The sequence below is a fragment of the uncultured Amphritea sp. genome, assembly GCF_937127095.1.
Taxonomy (GTDB): Bacteria; Pseudomonadota; Gammaproteobacteria; order Pseudomonadales; family Balneatricaceae; genus Amphritea.
The window spans coordinates 1-19,199 of record NZ_CAKZLP010000064.1 but is presented as its reverse complement, the minus strand read 5'-3'; the positions used below and the strand labels follow the sequence as shown (position 1 = coordinate 19,199).

Genomic DNA, 19,199 nt, shown 5'->3' with positions numbered 1-19,199 from the left:
CTGAGGGTGAAAACTGTGCGTATAATGCCCGGCCTTAATCCTATAGGCTTAATTGCCTGCATGCGGTGCCCGGCAAGAGATCGGGTGGCGGCATACAAAACAACTGAGGTTTCCGATGAAAAAAGATATCCATCCAGAATATTCAGAGATCAGTGCAAGCTGCTCTTGTGGCAATGTTGTTAAAACACGTTCAACTGTTGGCAAAGATATTCACATCGATGTTTGCAGCCAGTGCCACCCGTTTTATACCGGTAAGCAGAAAGATGCGACTACCGGTGGTCGTGTTGATCGCTTCAACAAGCGTTTCGGCGGACGCGGTATTACTAAGTAAACGATTTCGTATCGTGAAAAAAGGCACCCTTTGGGGTGCCTTTTTTGTTTCTGATCAATTTAGACTGATTTATATAAAAGAGTCGTATAACTGGTCAGATTCACTGTATTTGATCGATAATTCTTATGTAAATTCTGCGTACTCCCGCAAAAGTAGTAGAAAATACACCAAATATCGAGAAATATTCAGAGATATGAGCTATTTTGTCAGTTGAGCGTCATGAGTCTTTTCTATATGATTCGATCTCCGAATTTCTTATAACTAAAGTTGGAACCGCGACCATGTCTGAAGATATGAAACAAGCTGCACTCGATTATCACGAGTTTCCTCGCCCGGGTAAGATCAGTGTAGAACTGACTACTTCTGCTGAGTCTGCCCGTGATCTGGCTCTGGCCTACAGTCCTGGTGTTGCAGAACCTGTACGTGCTATCGCTGCAAATCCTGACGATGCATATCGCTATACAGCTAAGGGTAATCTTGTCGCAGTTATTACTAACGGTACTGCTATTCTGGGTCTTGGTGATCTGGGTCCACTGGCGTCCAAGCCTGTTATGGAAGGTAAAGCGCTGCTGTTTAAGCGGTTTGCCGGAATCGATTCTGTCGACATTGAAGTTGATTCTGAAAGTCCGCAAGCTTTGATTGATACGGTTGCGCGTATTGCTGATACTTTTGGCGGCATCAACCTGGAAGATATTAAGGCGCCGGAGTGCTTCGAAGTTGAACGCGCACTGATTGAGCGTTGCAGCATCCCTGTTTTCCATGATGATCAGCACGGTACAGCTATCGTAACGGCTGCCGGTATGATCAACGCTCTGGAGATCGCTGGTAAGACGCTGGAAGATGCTCAGATCGTTTGTCTGGGTGCTGGCGCTGCGGCGCATGCTTGTATGACGCTTCTGGTTAACATGGGTGCCAAGGTCGAAAACATCTACATGATCGACCGTACCGGTGTTATCCACTCCGGTCGTGAAAATCTGACCCCTGAGAAAGCGGCGTTTGCGTCTGTAACTGATAAGCGCACTCTGGATGATGCAATTGAGGGCGCTGACGTATTTGTTGGTCTGTCAGGACCAAATCTGCTGAGCGGTGAACAGCTGGCTAAAATGGCGCCGACTCCTGTCGTGTTCGCTTGTGCTAACCCTGATCCTGAAATCAAGCCAGAGCTGGCTCACTCCATCCGTAATGATGTGATCATGGCGACGGGTCGTTCAGATTATCCTAACCAGGTTAATAACGTACTCGGCTTCCCATTCATCTTCCGTGGTGCTCTTGATGTTCGTGCAAGCGCGATCAACGAAGAGATGAAGGCTGCTGCAGTGCGTGCGCTGGCGGATCTGGCTAAAGAGCCTGTTCCTCAGGACGTTCTGGATGCATATGAGCTGGATGCTTTGGCGTTTGGTCCGCAGTATATTATTCCTAAACCAACCGATTCACGCCTGCTGGGTGTTGTGTCTCAGGCTGTCGCTCAGGCGGCCATTGATTCTGGCGTTGCTCGTCTGCCACTGCCAGCGCATTACCCGCTGACAACAGTTGCTGCGCTGCTTAATCGTTAATCAGTGCTGAAAAAAAACCCGGCGGTTGCCGGGTTTTTTTATGCCTGAAATCTGTGATCAGGTTCTTAATTCTGAATCCCTGCTTATCGATCTTCAGAAAATCTCTTCAGTCCGTGTTGTGCCCGTTGCGTTGGTCAGTGCTGGGTTGCGTGCTGTGTCTGTGGGTACGCTGGCTTCAGGGAATATTTCGAACATGGCATCTTCCTGTCCCGGGTAGGCTAACAGGCCTGTTTTAGGGTCGATTCTGATGCTGACTATGCCCTCTGGCTTAGCGACAGCCTGATCAGGGATGTTGGCCAGTGCTACATCCATAAATTCAATCCAGATTGGCAGAGCTGCGGTACCGCCGAATTCGCTGCGGCCAAGGGTGGATGGCTGGTCGAACCCAATCCATGCAGTGGCCGCGACATCTTTATTGAATCCTGAAAACCAGGCGTCTTTCTGGTCGTTGGTGGTGCCTGTTTTTCCCGCCAGATCGGAGCGCTCAAGTACCAGAGCGCGTCGTCCGGTACCCCGGGTGATAACATCCTGCATAATGCTATAGATCATGTAGGCGGTTTGCGGCTGCATAATTCGTTCTGCTATCGGCAGGTTTGTCAGCTGCTGTCCGCTATACTGATTGTCGATCTGTTTCTCTTGTTCGGGCTCTTCTGTGCTGGTCGCGGGTGTTTCGGTTATGGTCGGCATATCGCCTTCGACAGAGCCAGGGGTTACACGCCTGAAGTCAGAGGGCGGGGCTGATTTATCAGAGATGTACTGACATTCAGGGCACACTGTGATCGGTTGTGCCTGGTAAAGGGTGTTGCCTTCAGCATCTTCGATTCGGCTGATAAAGTATGGGCTGACCTTGAAGCCCTGATTGGCCAGGCCGGCATAGCCGGTTACCAGTTCAAGGGGGGTCATGTCAGCGCTTCCCAGAGAGAGAGAAAGGTTGCCTGGTAGTCGCTCTTTATCGAAGCCGAAGCGGGTTAAAAATTCTGTTGCGGTATCGATGCCGATTGAGCGAAGAATGCGAATTGAAACGAGGTTTCTGGATTTATAGAGCGCTTCTCGCAAGCGGGTTGGACCATAAAACTTTTTGCTGTAGTTTTCCGGCCTCCAGTTGGATTCCAGGTTGCTGTCGTGGAATACCACGGGTGCATCGTTAATCAGGGTGGCAGGGGTGTAGCCCTGTTCCAGTGCTGACGCGTAGATAAAAGGTTTAAGGTTAGAGCCTGGCTGGCGCCGTGCCTGTGTTGCCCGGTTGAATTTGTTGTGGTTGAAGTTGAAACCGCCAACCAGTGCTTTCAATGCTCCATCTTTGGGGGAGAGCGCAGTCAGCGCTCCCTGAACTCTGGGGATTTGAGATAGATGCCAGTTATTTTCGCCTGTATCCCGAACTCTTATCAGGTCGCCGGGCGCGAAAATATTAGCAGCTTGTGTGGGAGTGCTGCCAAGGCTGTTCGGGCCTTTGTAGAGGCGAGCCCATTGAATATTTTCCCATGTGAGGGTGGCCGGGCCGTGATCTTTGATATAGACCTCAGCTTGTTGTTTGTCTGTGCTGATGACTATTGCGGGTTGTAATGATCCGAAAGTAGGTTGCTGATCGAGGCTGGCTTTGATGCTCTCTTCGGTGAGCTGGGTCACTGCTGCAGGCTTTTCTGCGCCGAAGTAACCGTGTCTTTCGGTATAAGCAATTAAGCCGGCTTCGACAGCCTGGTTAGCTGCTGTCTGCATATCACTGTTGAGTGTGGTGTAAACACGGAAGCCGTTTGTGTATAAACTCTCATCAAAGTATTGATATAGCTCATTGCGAACCATTTCAGCGACATATGGAGCATATAGTTCAATCTGTGTGCCGTGATACTCTGCGCTAATTGGTTCGTTTTTGGCGGTTTCATACTCCTCATCATTAATAAAACTGAGACTATGCATCCGCTTGAGTATCCAGTTGCGGCGCTCCAGCGCGCGGCTGGGGTTGGTTATCGGATTGTATGCGGAGGGGGCTTTGGGAAGGCCCGCAATCATGGCAGTTTGAGCCAGGCTAATTTGGTTGATGTCCTTGCCGTAGTAAATGTTGGCGGCTGCCTGAATGCCATAGGAACGATGACCCAGATAGATCTTGTTGATGTAGAGTTCGAAAATTTCCTCTTTTGATAGTTCCTGTTCGATTCGAAGTGAGAGTAATATCTCATTGAATTTACGATCGAAAGAGCGCTCTCTGGTGAGGAAATAGTTTTTTGCGACCTGCATGGTAATGGTGCTGCCGCCACTTTGAATCTGGCCTGTACTGGCTAATTGAAAGGCCGCCCGGAAAAGGCCTCTGATGTCGATTCCGATATGCTCAAAGAAATTGCGGTCTTCCGCTGCTAGTAACGCATTGATATAGTTCTGCGGAATCTGGCTGAAACTGATGGGTGAACGGCGCTTTTCGCCAAATTCCGAGATTAGTTTGCCGTCCTCTGAATAAATTCTCAGGGGGGTCTGGAGCTGAACGTCTCGCAGTGTTTCGACATCGGGTAGCTTGGGAGCGTAGTAAAAATACGCCGCGGCCAATGCCAGGCCGCCGATAAAACAGCCCAGTATGGTGAGTTTAAGGCCGATCTTTAGTAACGATGTCAATAGTTTCATGTTAAGTTATTTAAAGTTAAGTTTTTTGTTGCCGACTTATTATATCTGTAAGAAAGTGTCAGCCACTAGTGAAACAGTGGTTTAATTTTTGATGAAACCGCGCTAGAGTCAATTACGCTCGGTTTATGCGGGATTTTTTAAGGATAATTTACTGTGCTTAGCTTTCTTAGCAAACAGGAAAAAGGATGGGTCGGCATAGATATCGGCTCCTCTTCAATAAAAATGGTGGCACTTTCTAAGCGAGGGAAGGGACTTCGTCTTGACTCATACGCTATTGTGCCTTTGCCTTCATCTGCTGTTATAGAGAGCAGTATTCAGGATATCGGTCAGGTATCTGAAGCTGTTGAGAAGGGGTTGAAAATTTGTGGCGGCGGGCTTACCACCTGTGTTGCTGCAGTGCCCTCTTCTGCTGTAATTGCTAAGACGCTGCAGTTAAGTAATGCGTTCACCGATTTTGAGCTTGAGGAACAGATTAAGCTTGAAGCAGATCGCTTTATTCCCTACCCCCTGAACGAGATAGCCCTTGATTTTGAAGTGCTTGGGCCGACAGAGGGTAGTCCGGAGCTCAACGATATTTTGCTCGTCGCGTGTCGTCGTGATGATGTTGAGATGCGTGAGGATGCGATTAACAGCAGTGGCCTGAAGTGTGAAGTGGTGGATGTAGACCGCTTTGCCACTGAACGGGTAGTTTCATTGCTGGATAGAAACGGTGACACAACCGATCAGCTTATCGGGCTGGTCGATATCGGTGCATCAACCCTCACTCTCAACGTATTCAAAAACGGCAAGATCGTATATGACCGTGAACAGGCGTTCGGCGGTAATGATCTGAGTAACATAATTCATCAGCAGTCAGGGCTGGAAGCAGGGGAGGTCGAACATCTGCTGCGCAGCGGTGAACTTTCTGATGAATTAAAGCAAAGTGTGGTTTTGCCCTTTCGCAGCACTGTTTCTCAACAGGTTTCCCGGTCATTGCAGTTTTTCTACTCATCAGGCCCGCATAATGAGCTGAGCAAGCTTTATATTCTGGGAGGCACAGCCGCTATTGATGGGCTGGCAGAGCAGATGCAGGCGGAGGTAGGGGTGGTCGTTGAAGTTGCTAATCCGTTTGTAGGGATGGATTTAGATTCGAAAATCAATGCAAGCCGGCTAAGTCAGGATGCTCCAACCCTGGTAAAAGCCTGTGGTCTTGCGTTACGAAGTTTTGAAGGGTAGCGACTATGGCAAAGATAAATTTAAGGGCCTGGCGCGAAGAACTGTCTGCTGAAAGGCAGAAACAGTTTGTTGTGAATCTGGTAGCTGCTGCTTTTCTTGCCGCCGTAGTGGTTTTCCTGGTCGGTTTTTATATCGATATGCAAACAGATCGGCAGAAAACGCGAAACAACTTCTTGCGCAGTGAGATTGCTCAGCTGGATAAACAGCTGGCCGATATTAAAGAGTTAAGGCAGCAGCGCGCCCGACTGATAGCTCGTCTTAATGCTATTCAGGAGCTGCAGGGAACGCGTCCGCTAATCGTCAGAAGTTTCGATGAGATGGTTCGTGTGCTGCCTGATGGTGTGCACTACCTTTCTCTGAGCCGGAGTGGAGACACTATTAATCTGGCTGGACGCGCTGAGAAAAGTGATGATGTTTCAAGTCTGATGCGACATATCTACGCTAGTATCTGGTTTGGTGAGCCAAACCTGTCTACGGTTGCGAATGATGGCAATATGAAGAAATTCAACCTGACTGTGCCAGTGTTGAAACCCTCGCTGGAAGAGGTGAACTGATATGGCGATGGATGCATTAAAGAACAGCTTTAAAGGGTTTGATGCTGATAATCTTGACTTCAATATGGCGGGTAACTGGCCAATTGGTGTTAAAGCTATCACCTATCTGCTGGTTTTTTCTCTGGTCGTAGGTGCGGGGGTGTATTTTTACATAACCGATAAAGAGAAGAATCTGGTGCGGGAAGTGAGTCAGGAAAGCGGCCTTAAAGAGCAGGTTTCGGCGAAAACTACGCAGGTTGCCAGTCTCGACCAGCTGCGTGAGCAGATGAAGGATGTGCAAGGGCGTTTTTCTGAGCTACTTAAGCAGTTGCCGACAGAGAAAGAAGTACCGGGGTTGTTAGAGGATATTACTGAGATAGGCCGCTCCAGTGGTCTTAATATTCAGTCTATTTCGCTGGGTGGGGAGATCAGAAATGAGATCTTTATTGAACTGCCCATCAACATCAAGGTGAGTGGTACCTATCACCAGATGGGACAGTTTGTCAGCGGTGTCGCGGCAATCCCGCGAATTGTGACCCTGCATGATTACAGTATAAATCCAGCTGGAGAGCAGTTGGATATGACAATTAGTGCAAAGACTTATCGCTATGATGATACCAAGTAAGCTTGTGCGTTTTCTGATTCTTACTCCCTTTCTTCTGGGCGGTTGTGTCTGGATTGAGGATGTCAGTGATCTGCGTAGTTTTGTTGCGCAGGAGCAGCAGAAAAAGATTATTAAGGTGGAGCCCCTGCCGGAATTTAAACCCTATCATAGCTTTGTCTATGAAGGGGCGAGCATGCGCACTCCCTTTAAACCGTTAGTTTCGATAGCTGCATTCGATACCGGTAGCGGTGTTGTTGCTGCTGCTGAGGGTGATAATGGTATCAAGCCGGATCTTGATCGTGAGAAGACCTACCTTGAAACATTCTCGCTGGATAATCTTTCCATGGTTGGCAGTATCAACATGAGTGCAGATGGCTCGCGCTGGGCGCTGATCAAGGATAAGAAGGGAGAAGTACACCGGATATCTGTCGGTGATTATATGGGGCTGGATTACGGCGAAGTAGTTGCTGTTAGCAGTGATAATGTTGAGCTTATTGAGATTGTTACAAACGGCCGGGGTGGTTGGATGCGACGTCCCCGTAGCGTGGTGATGGATTGATGACGATGATGGTGAATACTGTGAATAAGAATATTCAGGCGGGTAAACTGACTTACTCCGCACTCGCTAAGATGGCGGGGATAGTCATCGGGTTGTGGATGCTGGCTTTCAATGCGATAGCCGCTGATGCAAAACTAATGGCATCTTCTTTCGTTTCGTTGCCTGACAATAAGCTTGAGGTACGCTTCGATTTTGATGCACCGCCTTCGCTGCCTAAGTCCTACATGACTAATAGTCCTGCCCGGGTTGTGCTGGATATGTGGGGCGTTGAGAATACTCAGGACACCCGTCTGCTAACGGTTGAGAGCGGCAATGTTGATAAAATTAACTTTGCTCAGGTCGCCGGTCGACTAAGAGTTGTCGTTGATCTTTTTGAAGCCTCTGCTTTTGAAACCAGAGCCGATGGCAACAGTCTGTTTCTGACAGTCGGTGACCGCGGCATGGCTAAGCAGGAGGCTACCAAGGTTAATAAAACCGTTGCTGCAGACTCAAAGGCCAAACCGGTCGTATCTGATAAAACCCGTGTTAAAGGTGTTGACTTTGAACGTACGCCTGAGGGTGCGGGCAGGGTTGTTGTTTCGCTATCTGATGATCATGCGGGTGTTGATGTCATAGAAGAGGGTAATAACGTTGTGGTGAATCTTCTGGGGGTAGATCTGTCTCCCAGTATGCAAAACCGCATTGATGTGCAGGATTTTGCTACCCCGGTCATGTTTATAGATTCTATGGCGAGTGGCGAAAATGTTTCGATTCTGATTAAACCTTCTGCAGAACCATACGACTATATGGTTTATCAGACCAATAGCCAGCTGGTTGTGGATGTGAAGCCAATCACGCAGAAAGAGCTGGATAAAATTGAAGAAGCACGTTTTCCATACACTGGCGAGCGGATCGATCTGGACTTTCAGAATGTAGAGGTACGTTCTGTGCTGCAAATCCTGGCGGAAGTGGCTGAGATGAACCTGGTCGTTAGTGATAATGTCGGTGGTAATATCACGCTGCGACTGAAAAATGTTCCCTGGGATCAGGCGTTGGATCTGATTCTAAATACCAATAAACTCGACAAGCGTGAGATGGGTAATGTACTACTGATCGGGACGGCAGAAGAGATCGCTGAGCGTGAACGGGTGGAGCTGGAAAGCAGCAAGCAGGTTGAAGAACTGGCGCCATTGCGTACTGAATTTATCCAGGTGGACTTCAGAAAGGCATCGGATATGGTGTCCCGTCTGAATGAAGCAAAACTGGTATCCGAGCGGGGTTTTCTGCTCGCTGATGATGAAACCAATGTGCTGATGGTGCGTGAAACCGCGAATCGGATTGAAGAGATTCGCTCAACCCTGCGCCGTTTTGATACTGAGGTTGCTCAGGTATTGATTGAGGCGCGTTTGGTAACGGCGAATACAACAGTATCTAAAGATCTGGGTATTAAGTGGGGGCTGGGTTATGGCGATTCAGACTCGTCAGGTAATGCGATTTCCATTGGTAGTTCCATTGCTGGCGTATCTTCCCCTGGTGGTGTTCCCAGTGGTTTGATGGTTGACCTCGGGGCTAATGTGAGCTCGCCTGCTTCAGTTGCCATTGGGCTTGCATCTAACAGTGCACTTCTGCAGCTTGAGCTTTCAGCGCTGGAGTCTGATGGGCGTATTGAGGTGATTTCCCAGCCTAAGGTTGTTACTACTAATGGTAAGGCTGCTCTAATTGAGTCAGGTAGAGAGATCCCTTATCAGACAGTTGAAGACGGTGATGTTAGTGTCGAGTTTAAAGATGTAGTGCTTTCTTTGGAGGTAACACCTCGAATCAATCCCGGAGACAGAATCGCAATGGATCTGGTCATCAAGAAAGATTCAATAGGCGAAACGCTGTCCAACGGAGATATTAGTATTATCAAAAACCTATTGGAAACCTCAGTGGTTGTTCCTGATGGGCAGACAATCGTTCTCGGTGGTGTATTTGAAAATGAAACGAGTAACACCGTCAATAAGACTCCGCTGCTGGGTGATCTCCCGGTCCTGGGGGCTTTGTTCCGGAATAAGTCGGAATCAAACCTTAAGTCAGAATTGCTGATTTTTATTACGCCTAAGCTGGTAAGAGAGTCTCTGTCAGCTCAGTAAGGTTGTTGTATTGAACATATTTTTAATTGGCCCTATGGGAGCTGGAAAAAGCACCATAGGGCGTCTTCTTTCTCACGAGCTGAAACTTAGATTTGTCGATTCAGATAAAGTTATAGAAGAACGCGCGGGTGCCGATATCCCCTGGATCTTTGATGTTGAAGGTGAATCAGGGTTTCGCGACCGTGAATCGACGGTTATTGACCTGTTGAGTGCTGAAGATAATCTGGTGCTGGCCACCGGCGGAGGTGCTGTATTGCGCCCGGAGAACCGCTCAAACCTGCAAGGACGAGGCACGGTTGTCTATCTACAAGCATCTGTTGCGCAGCAGTTGGAGCGTACTGCACGGGATAAAAACCGACCGCTACTGCAAACGCCTGATCCGGAAGTTGTGTTAAATACGCTAATGGAACAGCGTCATCCGCTTTATCTGCAAGTGGCTGATGTTGTTATTGATACTGAACGGCGTAACCCGAAAGCGGTGGTTACTGATATAATGGCGGAGCTTCGCGCACAGCAAATTGTTAAGTAGAGATAAGCCCTCCATGCAAACCCTGAATGTAGATCTTGGTGATCGTTCATATCCTATCTTTATCGGAACTGATCTGTTCCGCACAGAAAATCTGGCACCCTATATCAAGGGTAATCAGATTCTGATTGTCAGTAATGAAATCGTTGCTCCGCTGTATCTTGACCAACTGAAGGCTATATTGCCTTCGGTGCAGGTTGATGAGGTCATTTTGCCGGATGGCGAGCAGTATAAAACACTAGAGCAGCTGAATACTGTTTATGACCGCTTACTGCAGTGCCGACATAATCGAACCACAACTCTGATCGCCCTGGGAGGCGGTGTTATTGGTGATATGACCGGCTTTGCCGCAGCCTGTTATCAGCGCGGGGTAAACTTTATTCAGATTCCGACAACGCTGCTCTCTCAGGTAGATTCCTCCGTCGGAGGTAAAACCGGCGTCAATCATCCTCTGGGTAAGAATATGATCGGTGCATTTCATCAGCCTCAGGTCGTTCTGGCCAGTGTTGATGTGCTGGCAACGTTGCCCGGTCGGGAGTTATCTGCGGGCCTTGCAGAAGTGATTAAATATGGTCTGGTCTACGACCTGGGTTTTCTCGACTGGCTGGAAGAGAATATGGCAGACCTGGTTGGCCGTGATGCTGCTTTGTTGAGTTATGCGATTCAGCGTTCCTGTGAGTTGAAAGCTGAAGTAGTGGCGCAGGATGAAAAAGAGTCCGGCGTACGAGCGTTATTGAATCTGGGGCATACGTTTGGGCATGCAATTGAGTCTTGCCAGGGGTATGGCAACTGGCTTCACGGTGAGGCGGTGGCTGTTGGCACTGTTATGGCGGCCGATCTTTCGCAGCGTCTTGGCTGGATCAGCAGCGAAGATGTGCAACGGGTTGTACGAATAATGAAGGCCGCAAACCTTCCGGTTGAAGCCCCAGAGGGGATGACTCCTGAAGACTTTATGACGCTGATGGCGGTGGATAAAAAGGTCATCGATGGTCAGCTGCGCTTAATTTTGCTGCATGCTTTGGGTGATGCTGTGGTGACTGATCAGTTTGACCCTCTGGCGTTGCAACAAACCTTAACCCACTTCACATCATAACAGGACATGCAGATGGTCGAGTCTAAAGGAAGTGGTGTTGACGCTCTGGCCGATGCATTTGCCAATGCAGAACAACGGAAAAATTTCTTTTTTGAGCCGCCGTCGCGGTTGCAGTTACTGGAAAAACTTGAGCATCTGAGTCGCTTCAGCGATTTCCTGTTGCTGGTCACAGGCCCTGCTGGTGCGGGAAAATCGGTGTTGGTTCAAAAGCTTCAGGCGGCTGAGAGTGACCGTACACTGCGACTCTGCGCGGTTGATGGGAGCAAAGCCGGTGATTTGAACGGATTGCTGATCTCTCTGAGTCAGCAGCTTAGTCCTGAACTCGATATTCAGGCTGATAATCAGCAGATGCTGAATGCTATATATAGCTTTGCTCAGGTGATGGCTGTTGATCATATTCAATGGGTTATCATCATCGATAATGCGGACCAGCTGGAAAATCCGGTTATCCAGTTATTATTGCAGATGCTCAGTGAAGCGCAGGGCTTGTCGGTGAAGCCGCATCTGCTGATGGCCGCCGGGGAAGACTTTCAGGCGCGGTTAGAGTCGTTTGATGAGTACGACTTGTTAGAGTCTCAGGTGCACCAACTAATCCTCGAAGCGTTTACCTATGCCGAAGCTAAAAATTATCTGTTGCAGCGCTACAGTGCCGCAGCGTCTCTGACAGAGAAGCAGCTACAGGCTGTCTACGATGCTGCAGGTGGATATCCCGGACGTCTTAACCAGCAGATTGAGTTGCTGTTTCGCTCAGGTACAGTCAATAAAACCAGTGAAATTTCAGGTTTTACCCGGGTTCATTATGCCAGTATAGCGGGGGTTCTGCTGCTTGTACTGGTCGTCGGATTATGGCAATACTGGCCTGAGAGTGACGACGGTAATAGCCGCACACAGGTGCAGATTCAGGTGCCGATTGAGGCTGCACCGGTGATTACAAGCGGGGAAGGTTCAGCTCCGGTACCTGAGCTTAAATTAGAGCAGGTACCAAGGGGCATAGCAGAGGCGTTATCTGCAGACACCTTGCCTCCGTCGATGGATACAGCGCCGGCGGGGATGCCTGATGAGAATGTATCGGTTGCTGTCAACACTCCGGTTGTTTCCGGGCTGGATGAGGTTGTTCATGTCGAAGTAAAGCAAGCGGTCGATGAGGCTGTAACCTCCCAAGCGACGATGCAGCCTGAGAGTAACGAAGCGGTTGTGGTTGAGTCGCCAGTTAAAAAAATTGACAGTGCTGCTCCGAAAACAGTCGTTACCTCTGTTGCTACCCAGCCTAAACCGGTTATAGTGACAAAGGCTGAACCGGTTGAGAAGAAAGTACCCGTTGCATCGACTGTGACGCTTGAAAGCCGATTGACTGAGGCTGAGCAAAGCCTGATGCGCTGGCCTGCCAGAGGATATACCCTGCAGATGCTGGGTGCTGGCATGAAAACCAGTGCCGAGCAGTTTATCGATGCTCAGGCAGAGCCCCAGAAGTTTTATATGTTTGAGACCCGCTACAAGAATAAACCCTGGTATGTGGTAGTCTATGGACAATATAAAGACCGGGATGCGGCTCAAGCCGCCAGTGCGTCATTACCTTCAGCGCTTGCTAAGCTGAAGCCCTGGGCGAGGACTATTCAGGGGATTCAGGCGGATATAGCAACCAGAAAATAGTATTTCTTTGTATTGCCTTAGCAAACAAAAAATTCTTCTGTTTTGCTTATAATTTGTCCTTCCTACCCTCGCTGTGTAAAATACCTGTCCCTTTTTCCCTGCATGCACAACTGTGGCTGGAATTTGGCGACTTTATTGTATTGATAATTAAGAACTTTTTGGTGGGATTCGTTTATGAGCATAGGTCTGTATCGCCCTGGTGAGTTCAAAGACAACTGTGGTTTTGGCCTGATGGCCCACATGCAAGGTGAACCAAGCCACAATGTTTTGTTGAAGGCGATTGAAGCACTTGCATGTATGACCCACCGTGGTGGGATCGCGGCTGACGGCAAAACCGGAGATGGCTGTGGATTGCTGATGCAGAAGCCAGATGCATTTCTGCGTTTGGCTGCAAAAAGCGACCTGGGGGTTGAGCTGAGCGATAACTATGCCGTCGGCATGGTCTTCCTGTCAAAAGAGCCAGCCCTGGCTGCCACTGCGCGTGAAACATTGAATAATGCGCTGCAGGCGCAGGGGCTGAATATTGCAGGTTGGCGGGTAGTTCCGACCGATCCGAGTTGTCTTGGGCCGATTGCCAAGGACACACTGCCGCAGATTGAGCAGGTTTTTGTCACAACAGATAAAGCCGATCGTGAGTTCGCGGTCAGCCTCTATACTGCACGTCGTAAGGCTGAAATTGCGCTGAGCACAGATGGTGATTTTTATATCTGCAGCCTGTCAGACAAAGTTATCTCCTATAAGGGGCTGACAATGCCGGTGGATCTGCCGGTGTTCTATCAGGACCTCAGTGATGAACGTCTGGAAACCGCGATTTGTACCTATCATCAGCGCTTTTCGACCAATACTGCACCGCGCTGGCCGCTGGCTCAGCCATTTCGCTTACTGGCGCACAATGGTGAGATCAACACCATTGAAGGTAACCGCAACTGGTCCCGGGCACGTTCCAGCAAGTTTGCGACCGAGATGTTGCCAAATGTTGATGAGCTTCTGCCGATCGTTAATACCACCGGTTCGGACTCCTCCAGTATGGATAACATGCTGGAGTTTCTGCTGATCGGAGGCATGAACCTGTATCGAGCGGCGCGCATGATTGTGCCGCCTGCCTGGCAGAACGTAGATACTATGGATGCGGATCTGCGCGCCTTCTATGATTACAACTCTATGCATATGGAACCCTGGGATGGCCCCGCCGGTATGGTTATGACCGATGGTCGCTTCGCAGTCTGTATGCTGGACCGAAATGGTTTGCGTCCGTCCCGTTGGGTTATGACTAAAGATGGTCTGATCTGTACTGCATCTGAGATCGGTGTATTTGACTACAAGCCTGAAGATGTCGTCTCTCAGGGCCGTGTCGGGCCGGGTCAGATTCTCTCTATCGATACCCAGACCGGGGAAATACTGCATACCGCTGATGTGGATGACCGCCTCAAGAAAGCGCAACCCTACAAAAAATGGATGCGTGAGAATGCACTGCCATTAGAGCAGACCATGAACCTGACTGAAGAGTCCCAGTCTTTCTGTGAGATGACCCCGGAAGAGGTTAAAGCTCATATGAAGATGTTCCAGGTGACCTATGAGGAGCGTGATCAGGTATTGCGTCCTCTGGGTGAAACCGGGATGGAAGCGGTCGGTTCTATGGGCGACGATAAGCCGATGGCGGTGTTGTCATCAAAAGTCCGTTCAGTCTTCGACTATTTCCGACAGCAGTTCGCACAGGTGACCAATCCACCAATCGACCCGCTGCGTGAAGCGATTGTTATGTCGCTGGAAACCTGTATCGGTGCCGAACGTAACGTATTTGAAGAGACTCCCGAGCATGCCCGCCGGGTTATCCTCACCTCGCCAGTGTTGTCGGCCAGTAAATTTCTGCGGCTGAAGAACAACACCGTTGAAGGTTTCGGCGTTGCCCAGATCGATCTGAATTATGATCCTGCAGTTATGGGTCTTAAGGAAGCGATTGAGTCGGTTGCGGACCAGGCTGAACAGCTGGTACGTTCCGGCAAAGTTATCATTATTCTGTCTGATTTTGCGATTGCACAGGGGCGACTGCCGATCCATGCGGCGATGGCGACCGGTGCGGTGCATCACCGCCTGATCAATACCCGTTTACGTGCTGATGCCAACATCGTTGTTGAGTCGGGTACGGTTCGCGATCCGCATCAGTTTGCGGTGCTGTTTGGTTTTGGTGCTACAGCCGTTTATCCATACCTGGCCTACCGCGTGCTGACGGATCTGTGTGCTACCGGCGAAATGCAGATGAACTGGCTCGATAGCCATGAGAACTATCGAAAAGGTATTAAGAAAGGCCTGATGAAGATCCTCTCGAAGATGGGGATCTCTACTGTGGCTTCATACCGGGGTGCGCAGCTGTTTGAAGCGGTGGGTATCAACTCTGAAGTGGTTGATCTCTGTTTCCCGGGTGTTTCCAGCCGTATTGAAGGTGCTGACTTCAGTGATTTCCAGAAGGACCAGCAAGCGCTGTCTGAAGAGGCCTGGGTTGCACGTAAGAAGATCCAGCAGGGTGGTTTGCTTAAGTATGTGCATGGGGGTGAATACCATGCGTATAACCCGGATGTTATCAGCTCAATTCATACCGCTGTGCGCAGTGGTGATCCCGATGATTATCAGACCTATGCAGATCTAGTGAATAAACGTGGCGTCGCCACTATTCGCGATCTGATGGGGCTGAGAAAAGATGTTAAGCCGATTCCTTTAAGCGAAGTTGAGCCGGTAGAGAATCTTTTCCCACGTTTCGATTCGGCAGCGATGTCGCTGGGTGCTCTGTCGCCGGAGGCACATGAGTGTCTGGCGATGGCGATGAATGAGCTGGGTGGCCGTTCTAACTCCGGTGAGGGCGGTGAAGACCCTGCCCGTCACGGCACCAATAAACGCTCTAAAATTAAACAGGTGGCTTCCGGTCGCTTTGGTGTAACCCCTGAATATTTGATCAATGCGGATGTTATGCAGATCAAGGTGGCTCAGGGCGCGAAACCGGGTGAGGGTGGTCAGTTGCCGGGCGGTAAGGTTAACAGCCTGATTGCGCGACTGCGTTACTCGGTACCAGGTGTTACCCTGATCTCGCCACCGCCGCACCATGATATCTATTCGATTGAGGATCTGGCACAGCTGATTTTCGACCTGAAACAGGTTAACCCTGAAGGTCTGGTGTCAGTGAAGCTGGTGTCCCGTCCGGGTGTCGGTACTATCGCCTGTGGTGTTGCCAAGGCCTATGCCGACCTGATTACCATTTCCGGTTATGATGGTGGCACCGCAGCAAGCCCGCTGACCTCGGTGCATTATGCCGGTTCTCCATGGGAACTTGGTCTGGCTGATGCGCATCAGTCACTGCGCGGCAACCACCTGCGTGGCAAGATTCGTCTGCAGACCGATGGTGGTCTGAAAACCGGTCTGGATGTGGTTAAAGCGGCCATTCTGGGAGCGGAAAGCTTTGGTTTCGGTACTATGCCGATGGTGGCGGTGGGCTGTAAATACCTGCGTATCTGTCACCTGAATAACTGCGCGACCGGTGTTGCTACTCAGAACGATGAGCTGCGCGATAAGTATTACCGTGGCACCGTAGAGATGGTTAAAAACTACTTCCGCTTTGTCGCTGAAGAGACTCGTCAGTGGATGGCAACCGTCGGTGTGAAAACGATGGAAGAGCTGGTGGGCCGGGTTGATCTGCTGGAGCTTCTGGAAGGTACCACTGCGAAGCACGCCAAGCTGAACCTTGCACCGCTGATCTCAGATGCAGGTATTCCGGCGGAATATCCTCAGACCTGTCAGGTTGGCCATAACGATCCCTACGATACCGGTAAACTTAATACCCGGATGCTGGAACTGGCTAAGCAGGCGATCAGTGATAAATCGGGTGGTGTGTTTGATCTGCCGATTACCAACTGTGACCGTTCAGTCGGAGCCCGGACATCCGGTGCCATCGCCAAAGTACATGGTAATTTGGGGATGTCAGATGCGCCGGTTCGTTTCAACTTCAGTGGTCATGCGGGACAGAGCTTCGGTGTCTGGAACGCTGGTGGCCAGGAGCTTTACCTGGAAGGTGATGCGAACGACTACGTCGGTAAAGGTATGGCCGGCGGTAAGATTGTTATCAATCAGCCGGATGTGGTTACCTACGCGAGTAACGATACTGCGATTATTGGTAACACCTGTCTCTATGGTGCAACCGGCGGCAAGCTATATGCTGCAGGCTGTGCCGGTGAGCGCTTTGCCGTACGTAACTCCGGTTGTCATGCGGTCATCGAAGGTGCGGGCGATCACTGCTGTGAGTATATGACCGGTGGACTGATTACCGTACTGGGTCAGACCGGCTATAACTTCGGTGCAGGTATGACGGGCGGCTTCGCTTACGTACTGGATATGGAAAACACCTTTGTGGATAAGTACAACCATGAGCTGGTGGATATCCATCGGGTCGCTCCTCAGCATATGGAAGAGTACAAAAACCACCTGCGCTCTGTGATTATTGGTTTTGTTAAAGAGACCGGCAGTGCATGGGGTCAGGAAATTGTTGAAAACTTCGATGACTATATTGGTCGGTTCTGGCTGGTTAAGCCAAAGGCTGCAAGTCTGGGGGCGCTGCTGACTGATATGCGCTCGCGTCCGGAGTGATGGGTTCATCGAACAGGTGTTTAGTAAAAGCTGTGTCTGCCTGCGGGCAGACACCATTAGGCGGGGTGGGGAATGTCTGAACGTCTGAAGAATGATTTTCAGTTTCTGGAAGTAGAGCGTCAGGGACCAGGTAAGATTGAAGCGGATATCCGTAAAAAAGAGTTTGCTGAGATCTATGAGCCGTTTAAGTCTGAGGATGCGTCTGAACAGGCGCACCGCTGTCTTGAGTGCGGCAATCCGTATTGTGAATGGAAGTGTCCGGTACACAACTATATTCCGAACTGGCTCAAGCTGGTGTCTGAAGGCAATATCATTGAGGCCGCTGAGCTGAGTCATCAGACTAACTCATTGCCGGAAGTGTGTGGCCGTGTCTGCCCTCAGGACCGTCTGTGTGAAGGTGCCTGTACGCTGAATGATGAGTTTGGTGCAGTGACCATCGGTTCGGTGGAGAAATATATTACCGATACCGCCTTTGCGATGGGCTGGCGTCCGGATATGAGTAAGGTTCCGCTTACGGATAAAAAAGTGGCTGTTATCGGTGCGGGTCCTGCAGGACTGGCGGCGGCAGATATTCTGGTGCGCAATGGCGTTAAACCAGTGGTATTTGATCGTCACCCCGAAATTGGTGGCCTGCTAACCTTTGGTATTCCTGAGTTTAAGCTGGATAAAGACGTGATGGTGCGTCGTCGTGAAATATTCACCGATATGGGCATTGAGTTCCGTCTCAATACTGAAGTCGGTAAAGATATCCAGATGCAGGAGCTGATCGATGGCTTCGATGCGGTTTTCCTGGGTATGGGAACCTACACCTATATGAAGGGCGGCTTCCCGGGCGAAGAGCTTCAGGGGGTGCATGACGCACTGCCGTTCCTGATCTCTAACGTCAACCGCTGTCTGGGCTATGAAAAAGATATCGCCGACTATATCGGCGTAGAGGGTAAAAATGTTGTTGTTCTGGGTGGTGGTGATACCGCGATGGACTGCAACCGCACCTCTATTCGTCAGGGCGCTACCAGCGTAACCTGCGCTTATCGTCGTGATGAAGCGAACATGCCCGGCTCTAAGCGTGAAGTTGAAAATGCCCGTGAAGAGGGTGTGCAGTTCATGTTCAACCGTCAGCCTGTCGAGGTTGTCGGTGATGCAGGCAGAGTGACAGGTGTTAAGGTTGTGACCACGCAGATGGGTGAGCCCGATGAGAATGGTCGTCGTCGTCCGGAAGTCGTGGCTGGCAGTGAAGAGGTATTGCCTGCTGATGCGGTGCTGGTGGCGTTTGGTTTCCGTCCGAGCCCGTCTCCGTGGTTTGCCGATTTTGGTATCGACCTGGAACAGGATGGCCGGATCAAAACTTCAGCAGAAGCCGCGTTTGCCTTCCAGACCAGCAATGAAAAGATCTTTGCCGGTGGTGATATGGTGCGAGGTTCTGACCTAGTGGTGACGGCTATTGATGAGGGCCGCAAGGCGGCTGAAGGCATTCTGGATTACCTTAAAGTGTAAACCTTAGCCTGTCAGGAAAAGGTCGCCCCGGGCGGCCTTTTTTTATCGCCGGGATTTGGCGCAGATAAGATGCGCCAGTTGTTCGCTCCCGCCTGCAAAAACCTGTAAAATGCCCCCTGTTTTAAATCTGAATCGAGAAAAAGCAATGGCTGAACTGAAGAATGATCGTTTTCTGCGCGCGCTGATGCGCGAGCCCGTTGATGTGACACCGGTATGGATGATGCGTCAGGCGGGCCGTTATCTGCCTGAATATCGCGCCACCCGCGCCCAGGCAGGCGATTTCATGAGCCT

14 protein-coding genes are annotated in these 19,199 nt (G+C 50.1%); 13 read left to right on the top strand and 1 reads right to left on the bottom strand.

What is annotated here, in order from left to right; translation table 11 throughout:
* The first annotated feature begins 115 nt into the window (after positions 1-115).
* Both rpmE and Q0499_RS16180 read left to right on the top strand, forming a co-directional pair.
* Positions 116-331 carry a 50S ribosomal protein L31 gene (rpmE, locus tag Q0499_RS16185; protein ID WP_299201224.1) on the top strand — a complete coding sequence of 72 codons (216 nt, stop codon included), beginning with the start codon at positions 116-118 and terminating at the stop codon, positions 329-331.
* A 281-nt stretch (positions 332-612) separates the two neighbouring features.
* Positions 613-1,884, top strand: a complete 1,272-nt coding sequence (locus tag Q0499_RS16180; RefSeq protein ID WP_299201222.1) for a malic enzyme-like NAD(P)-binding protein — start codon at positions 613-615, stop codon at positions 1,882-1,884.
* A 93-nt stretch (positions 1,885-1,977) separates the two neighbouring features.
* Here the strand turns inward: Q0499_RS16180 and Q0499_RS16175 are convergent, their stop codons facing one another.
* Positions 1,978-4,494: a penicillin-binding protein 1A gene (locus tag Q0499_RS16175; protein ID WP_299201219.1), complete on the bottom strand. Its 2,517-nt coding sequence runs from the start codon at positions 4,492-4,494 to the stop codon at positions 1,978-1,980.
* A gap of 153 nt (positions 4,495-4,647) precedes the next feature.
* Here Q0499_RS16175 and pilM point away from each other — a divergent pair, with 153 nt between their 5' ends.
* The 11 genes from pilM to Q0499_RS16120 form a co-directional block, all read left to right on the top strand.
* Entirely contained in the window at positions 4,648-5,709 is a 1,062-nt protein-coding gene (pilM, locus tag Q0499_RS16170; RefSeq protein WP_299201216.1) for a type IV pilus assembly protein PilM, read from the top strand.
* Positions 5,710-5,714: 5 nt separating this feature from the next.
* Positions 5,715-6,263, top strand: a complete 549-nt coding sequence (locus tag Q0499_RS16165; protein ID WP_299201213.1) for a PilN domain-containing protein — start codon at positions 5,715-5,717, stop codon at positions 6,261-6,263.
* A 1-nt stretch (position 6,264) separates the two neighbouring features.
* On the top strand, positions 6,265-6,867 hold the full coding sequence (gene pilO, locus Q0499_RS16160) for a type 4a pilus biogenesis protein PilO (protein ID WP_299201210.1): 603 nt from the start codon (positions 6,265-6,267) through the stop codon (positions 6,865-6,867).
* Positions 6,851-7,405, top strand: coding sequence for a pilus assembly protein PilP (locus Q0499_RS16155; RefSeq protein ID WP_299201207.1), 555 nt, complete (start codon positions 6,851-6,853; stop codon positions 7,403-7,405). The genes pilO and Q0499_RS16155 overlap by 17 nt, the downstream gene beginning before the upstream one ends.
* 20 nt (positions 7,406-7,425) lie before the next feature.
* On the top strand, positions 7,426-9,516 hold the full coding sequence (gene pilQ, locus Q0499_RS16150; protein ID WP_299201203.1) for a type IV pilus secretin PilQ: 2,091 nt from the start codon (positions 7,426-7,428) through the stop codon (positions 9,514-9,516).
* A 10-nt stretch (positions 9,517-9,526) separates the two neighbouring features.
* Positions 9,527-10,045, top strand: a complete 519-nt coding sequence (gene aroK, locus Q0499_RS16145) for a shikimate kinase AroK (protein WP_299201200.1) — start codon at positions 9,527-9,529, stop codon at positions 10,043-10,045.
* Positions 10,046-10,058: 13 nt separating this feature from the next.
* Complete coding sequence (gene aroB / locus Q0499_RS16140) at positions 10,059-11,135, top strand: 3-dehydroquinate synthase (protein WP_299201197.1); 1,077 nt, start codon at positions 10,059-10,061, stop codon at positions 11,133-11,135.
* Positions 11,136-11,147: 12 nt separating this feature from the next.
* Positions 11,148-12,785 (top strand): AAA family ATPase, encoded by a 1,638-nt coding sequence (locus Q0499_RS16135; protein ID WP_299201193.1) that lies wholly within the window; start codon positions 11,148-11,150, stop codon positions 12,783-12,785.
* 174 nt (positions 12,786-12,959) lie between these two features.
* Positions 12,960-17,414 carry a glutamate synthase large subunit gene (gltB, locus tag Q0499_RS16130; protein WP_299201191.1) on the top strand — a complete coding sequence of 1,485 codons (4,455 nt, stop codon included), beginning with the start codon at positions 12,960-12,962 and terminating at the stop codon, positions 17,412-17,414.
* A gap of 72 nt (positions 17,415-17,486) precedes the next feature.
* The gene (locus Q0499_RS16125) at positions 17,487-18,908 is read left to right on the top strand and encodes an FAD-dependent oxidoreductase (RefSeq protein ID WP_299201188.1); all 1,422 of its coding nucleotides are present in this window, start codon (positions 17,487-17,489) and stop codon (positions 18,906-18,908) included.
* 145 nt (positions 18,909-19,053) lie between these two features.
* Positions 19,054-19,199, top strand: a 146-nt coding sequence (locus Q0499_RS16120; RefSeq protein WP_299201227.1) for a uroporphyrinogen decarboxylase family protein, incomplete at its 3' end; no start/stop codon positions are given.

What these genes read in the sequence shown, in the direction of transcription:
- rpmE (WP_299201224.1), top strand. Translation starts at nt 116, where the DNA reads ATGAAAAAAGATATCCATCCAGAATATTCAGAGATCAGTGCAAGCTGC.
- Q0499_RS16180 (WP_299201222.1), top strand. Translation starts at nt 613, where the DNA reads ATGTCTGAAGATATGAAACAAGCTGCACTCGATTATCACGAGTTTCCT.
- Q0499_RS16175 (WP_299201219.1), bottom strand. Translation starts at nt 4,494, where the DNA reads ATGAAACTATTGACATCGTTACTAAAGATCGGCCTTAAACTCACCATA.
- Q0499_RS16165 (WP_299201213.1), top strand. Translation starts at nt 5,715, where the DNA reads ATGGCAAAGATAAATTTAAGGGCCTGGCGCGAAGAACTGTCTGCTGAA.
- pilO (WP_299201210.1), top strand. Translation starts at nt 6,265, where the DNA reads ATGGCGATGGATGCATTAAAGAACAGCTTTAAAGGGTTTGATGCTGAT.
- Q0499_RS16155 (WP_299201207.1), top strand. Translation starts at nt 6,851, where the DNA reads ATGATGATACCAAGTAAGCTTGTGCGTTTTCTGATTCTTACTCCCTTT.
- aroB (WP_299201197.1), top strand. Translation starts at nt 10,059, where the DNA reads ATGCAAACCCTGAATGTAGATCTTGGTGATCGTTCATATCCTATCTTT.
- Q0499_RS16135 (WP_299201193.1), top strand. Translation starts at nt 11,148, where the DNA reads ATGGTCGAGTCTAAAGGAAGTGGTGTTGACGCTCTGGCCGATGCATTT.
- gltB (WP_299201191.1), top strand. Translation starts at nt 12,960, where the DNA reads ATGAGCATAGGTCTGTATCGCCCTGGTGAGTTCAAAGACAACTGTGGT.
- Q0499_RS16125 (WP_299201188.1), top strand. Translation starts at nt 17,487, where the DNA reads ATGTCTGAACGTCTGAAGAATGATTTTCAGTTTCTGGAAGTAGAGCGT.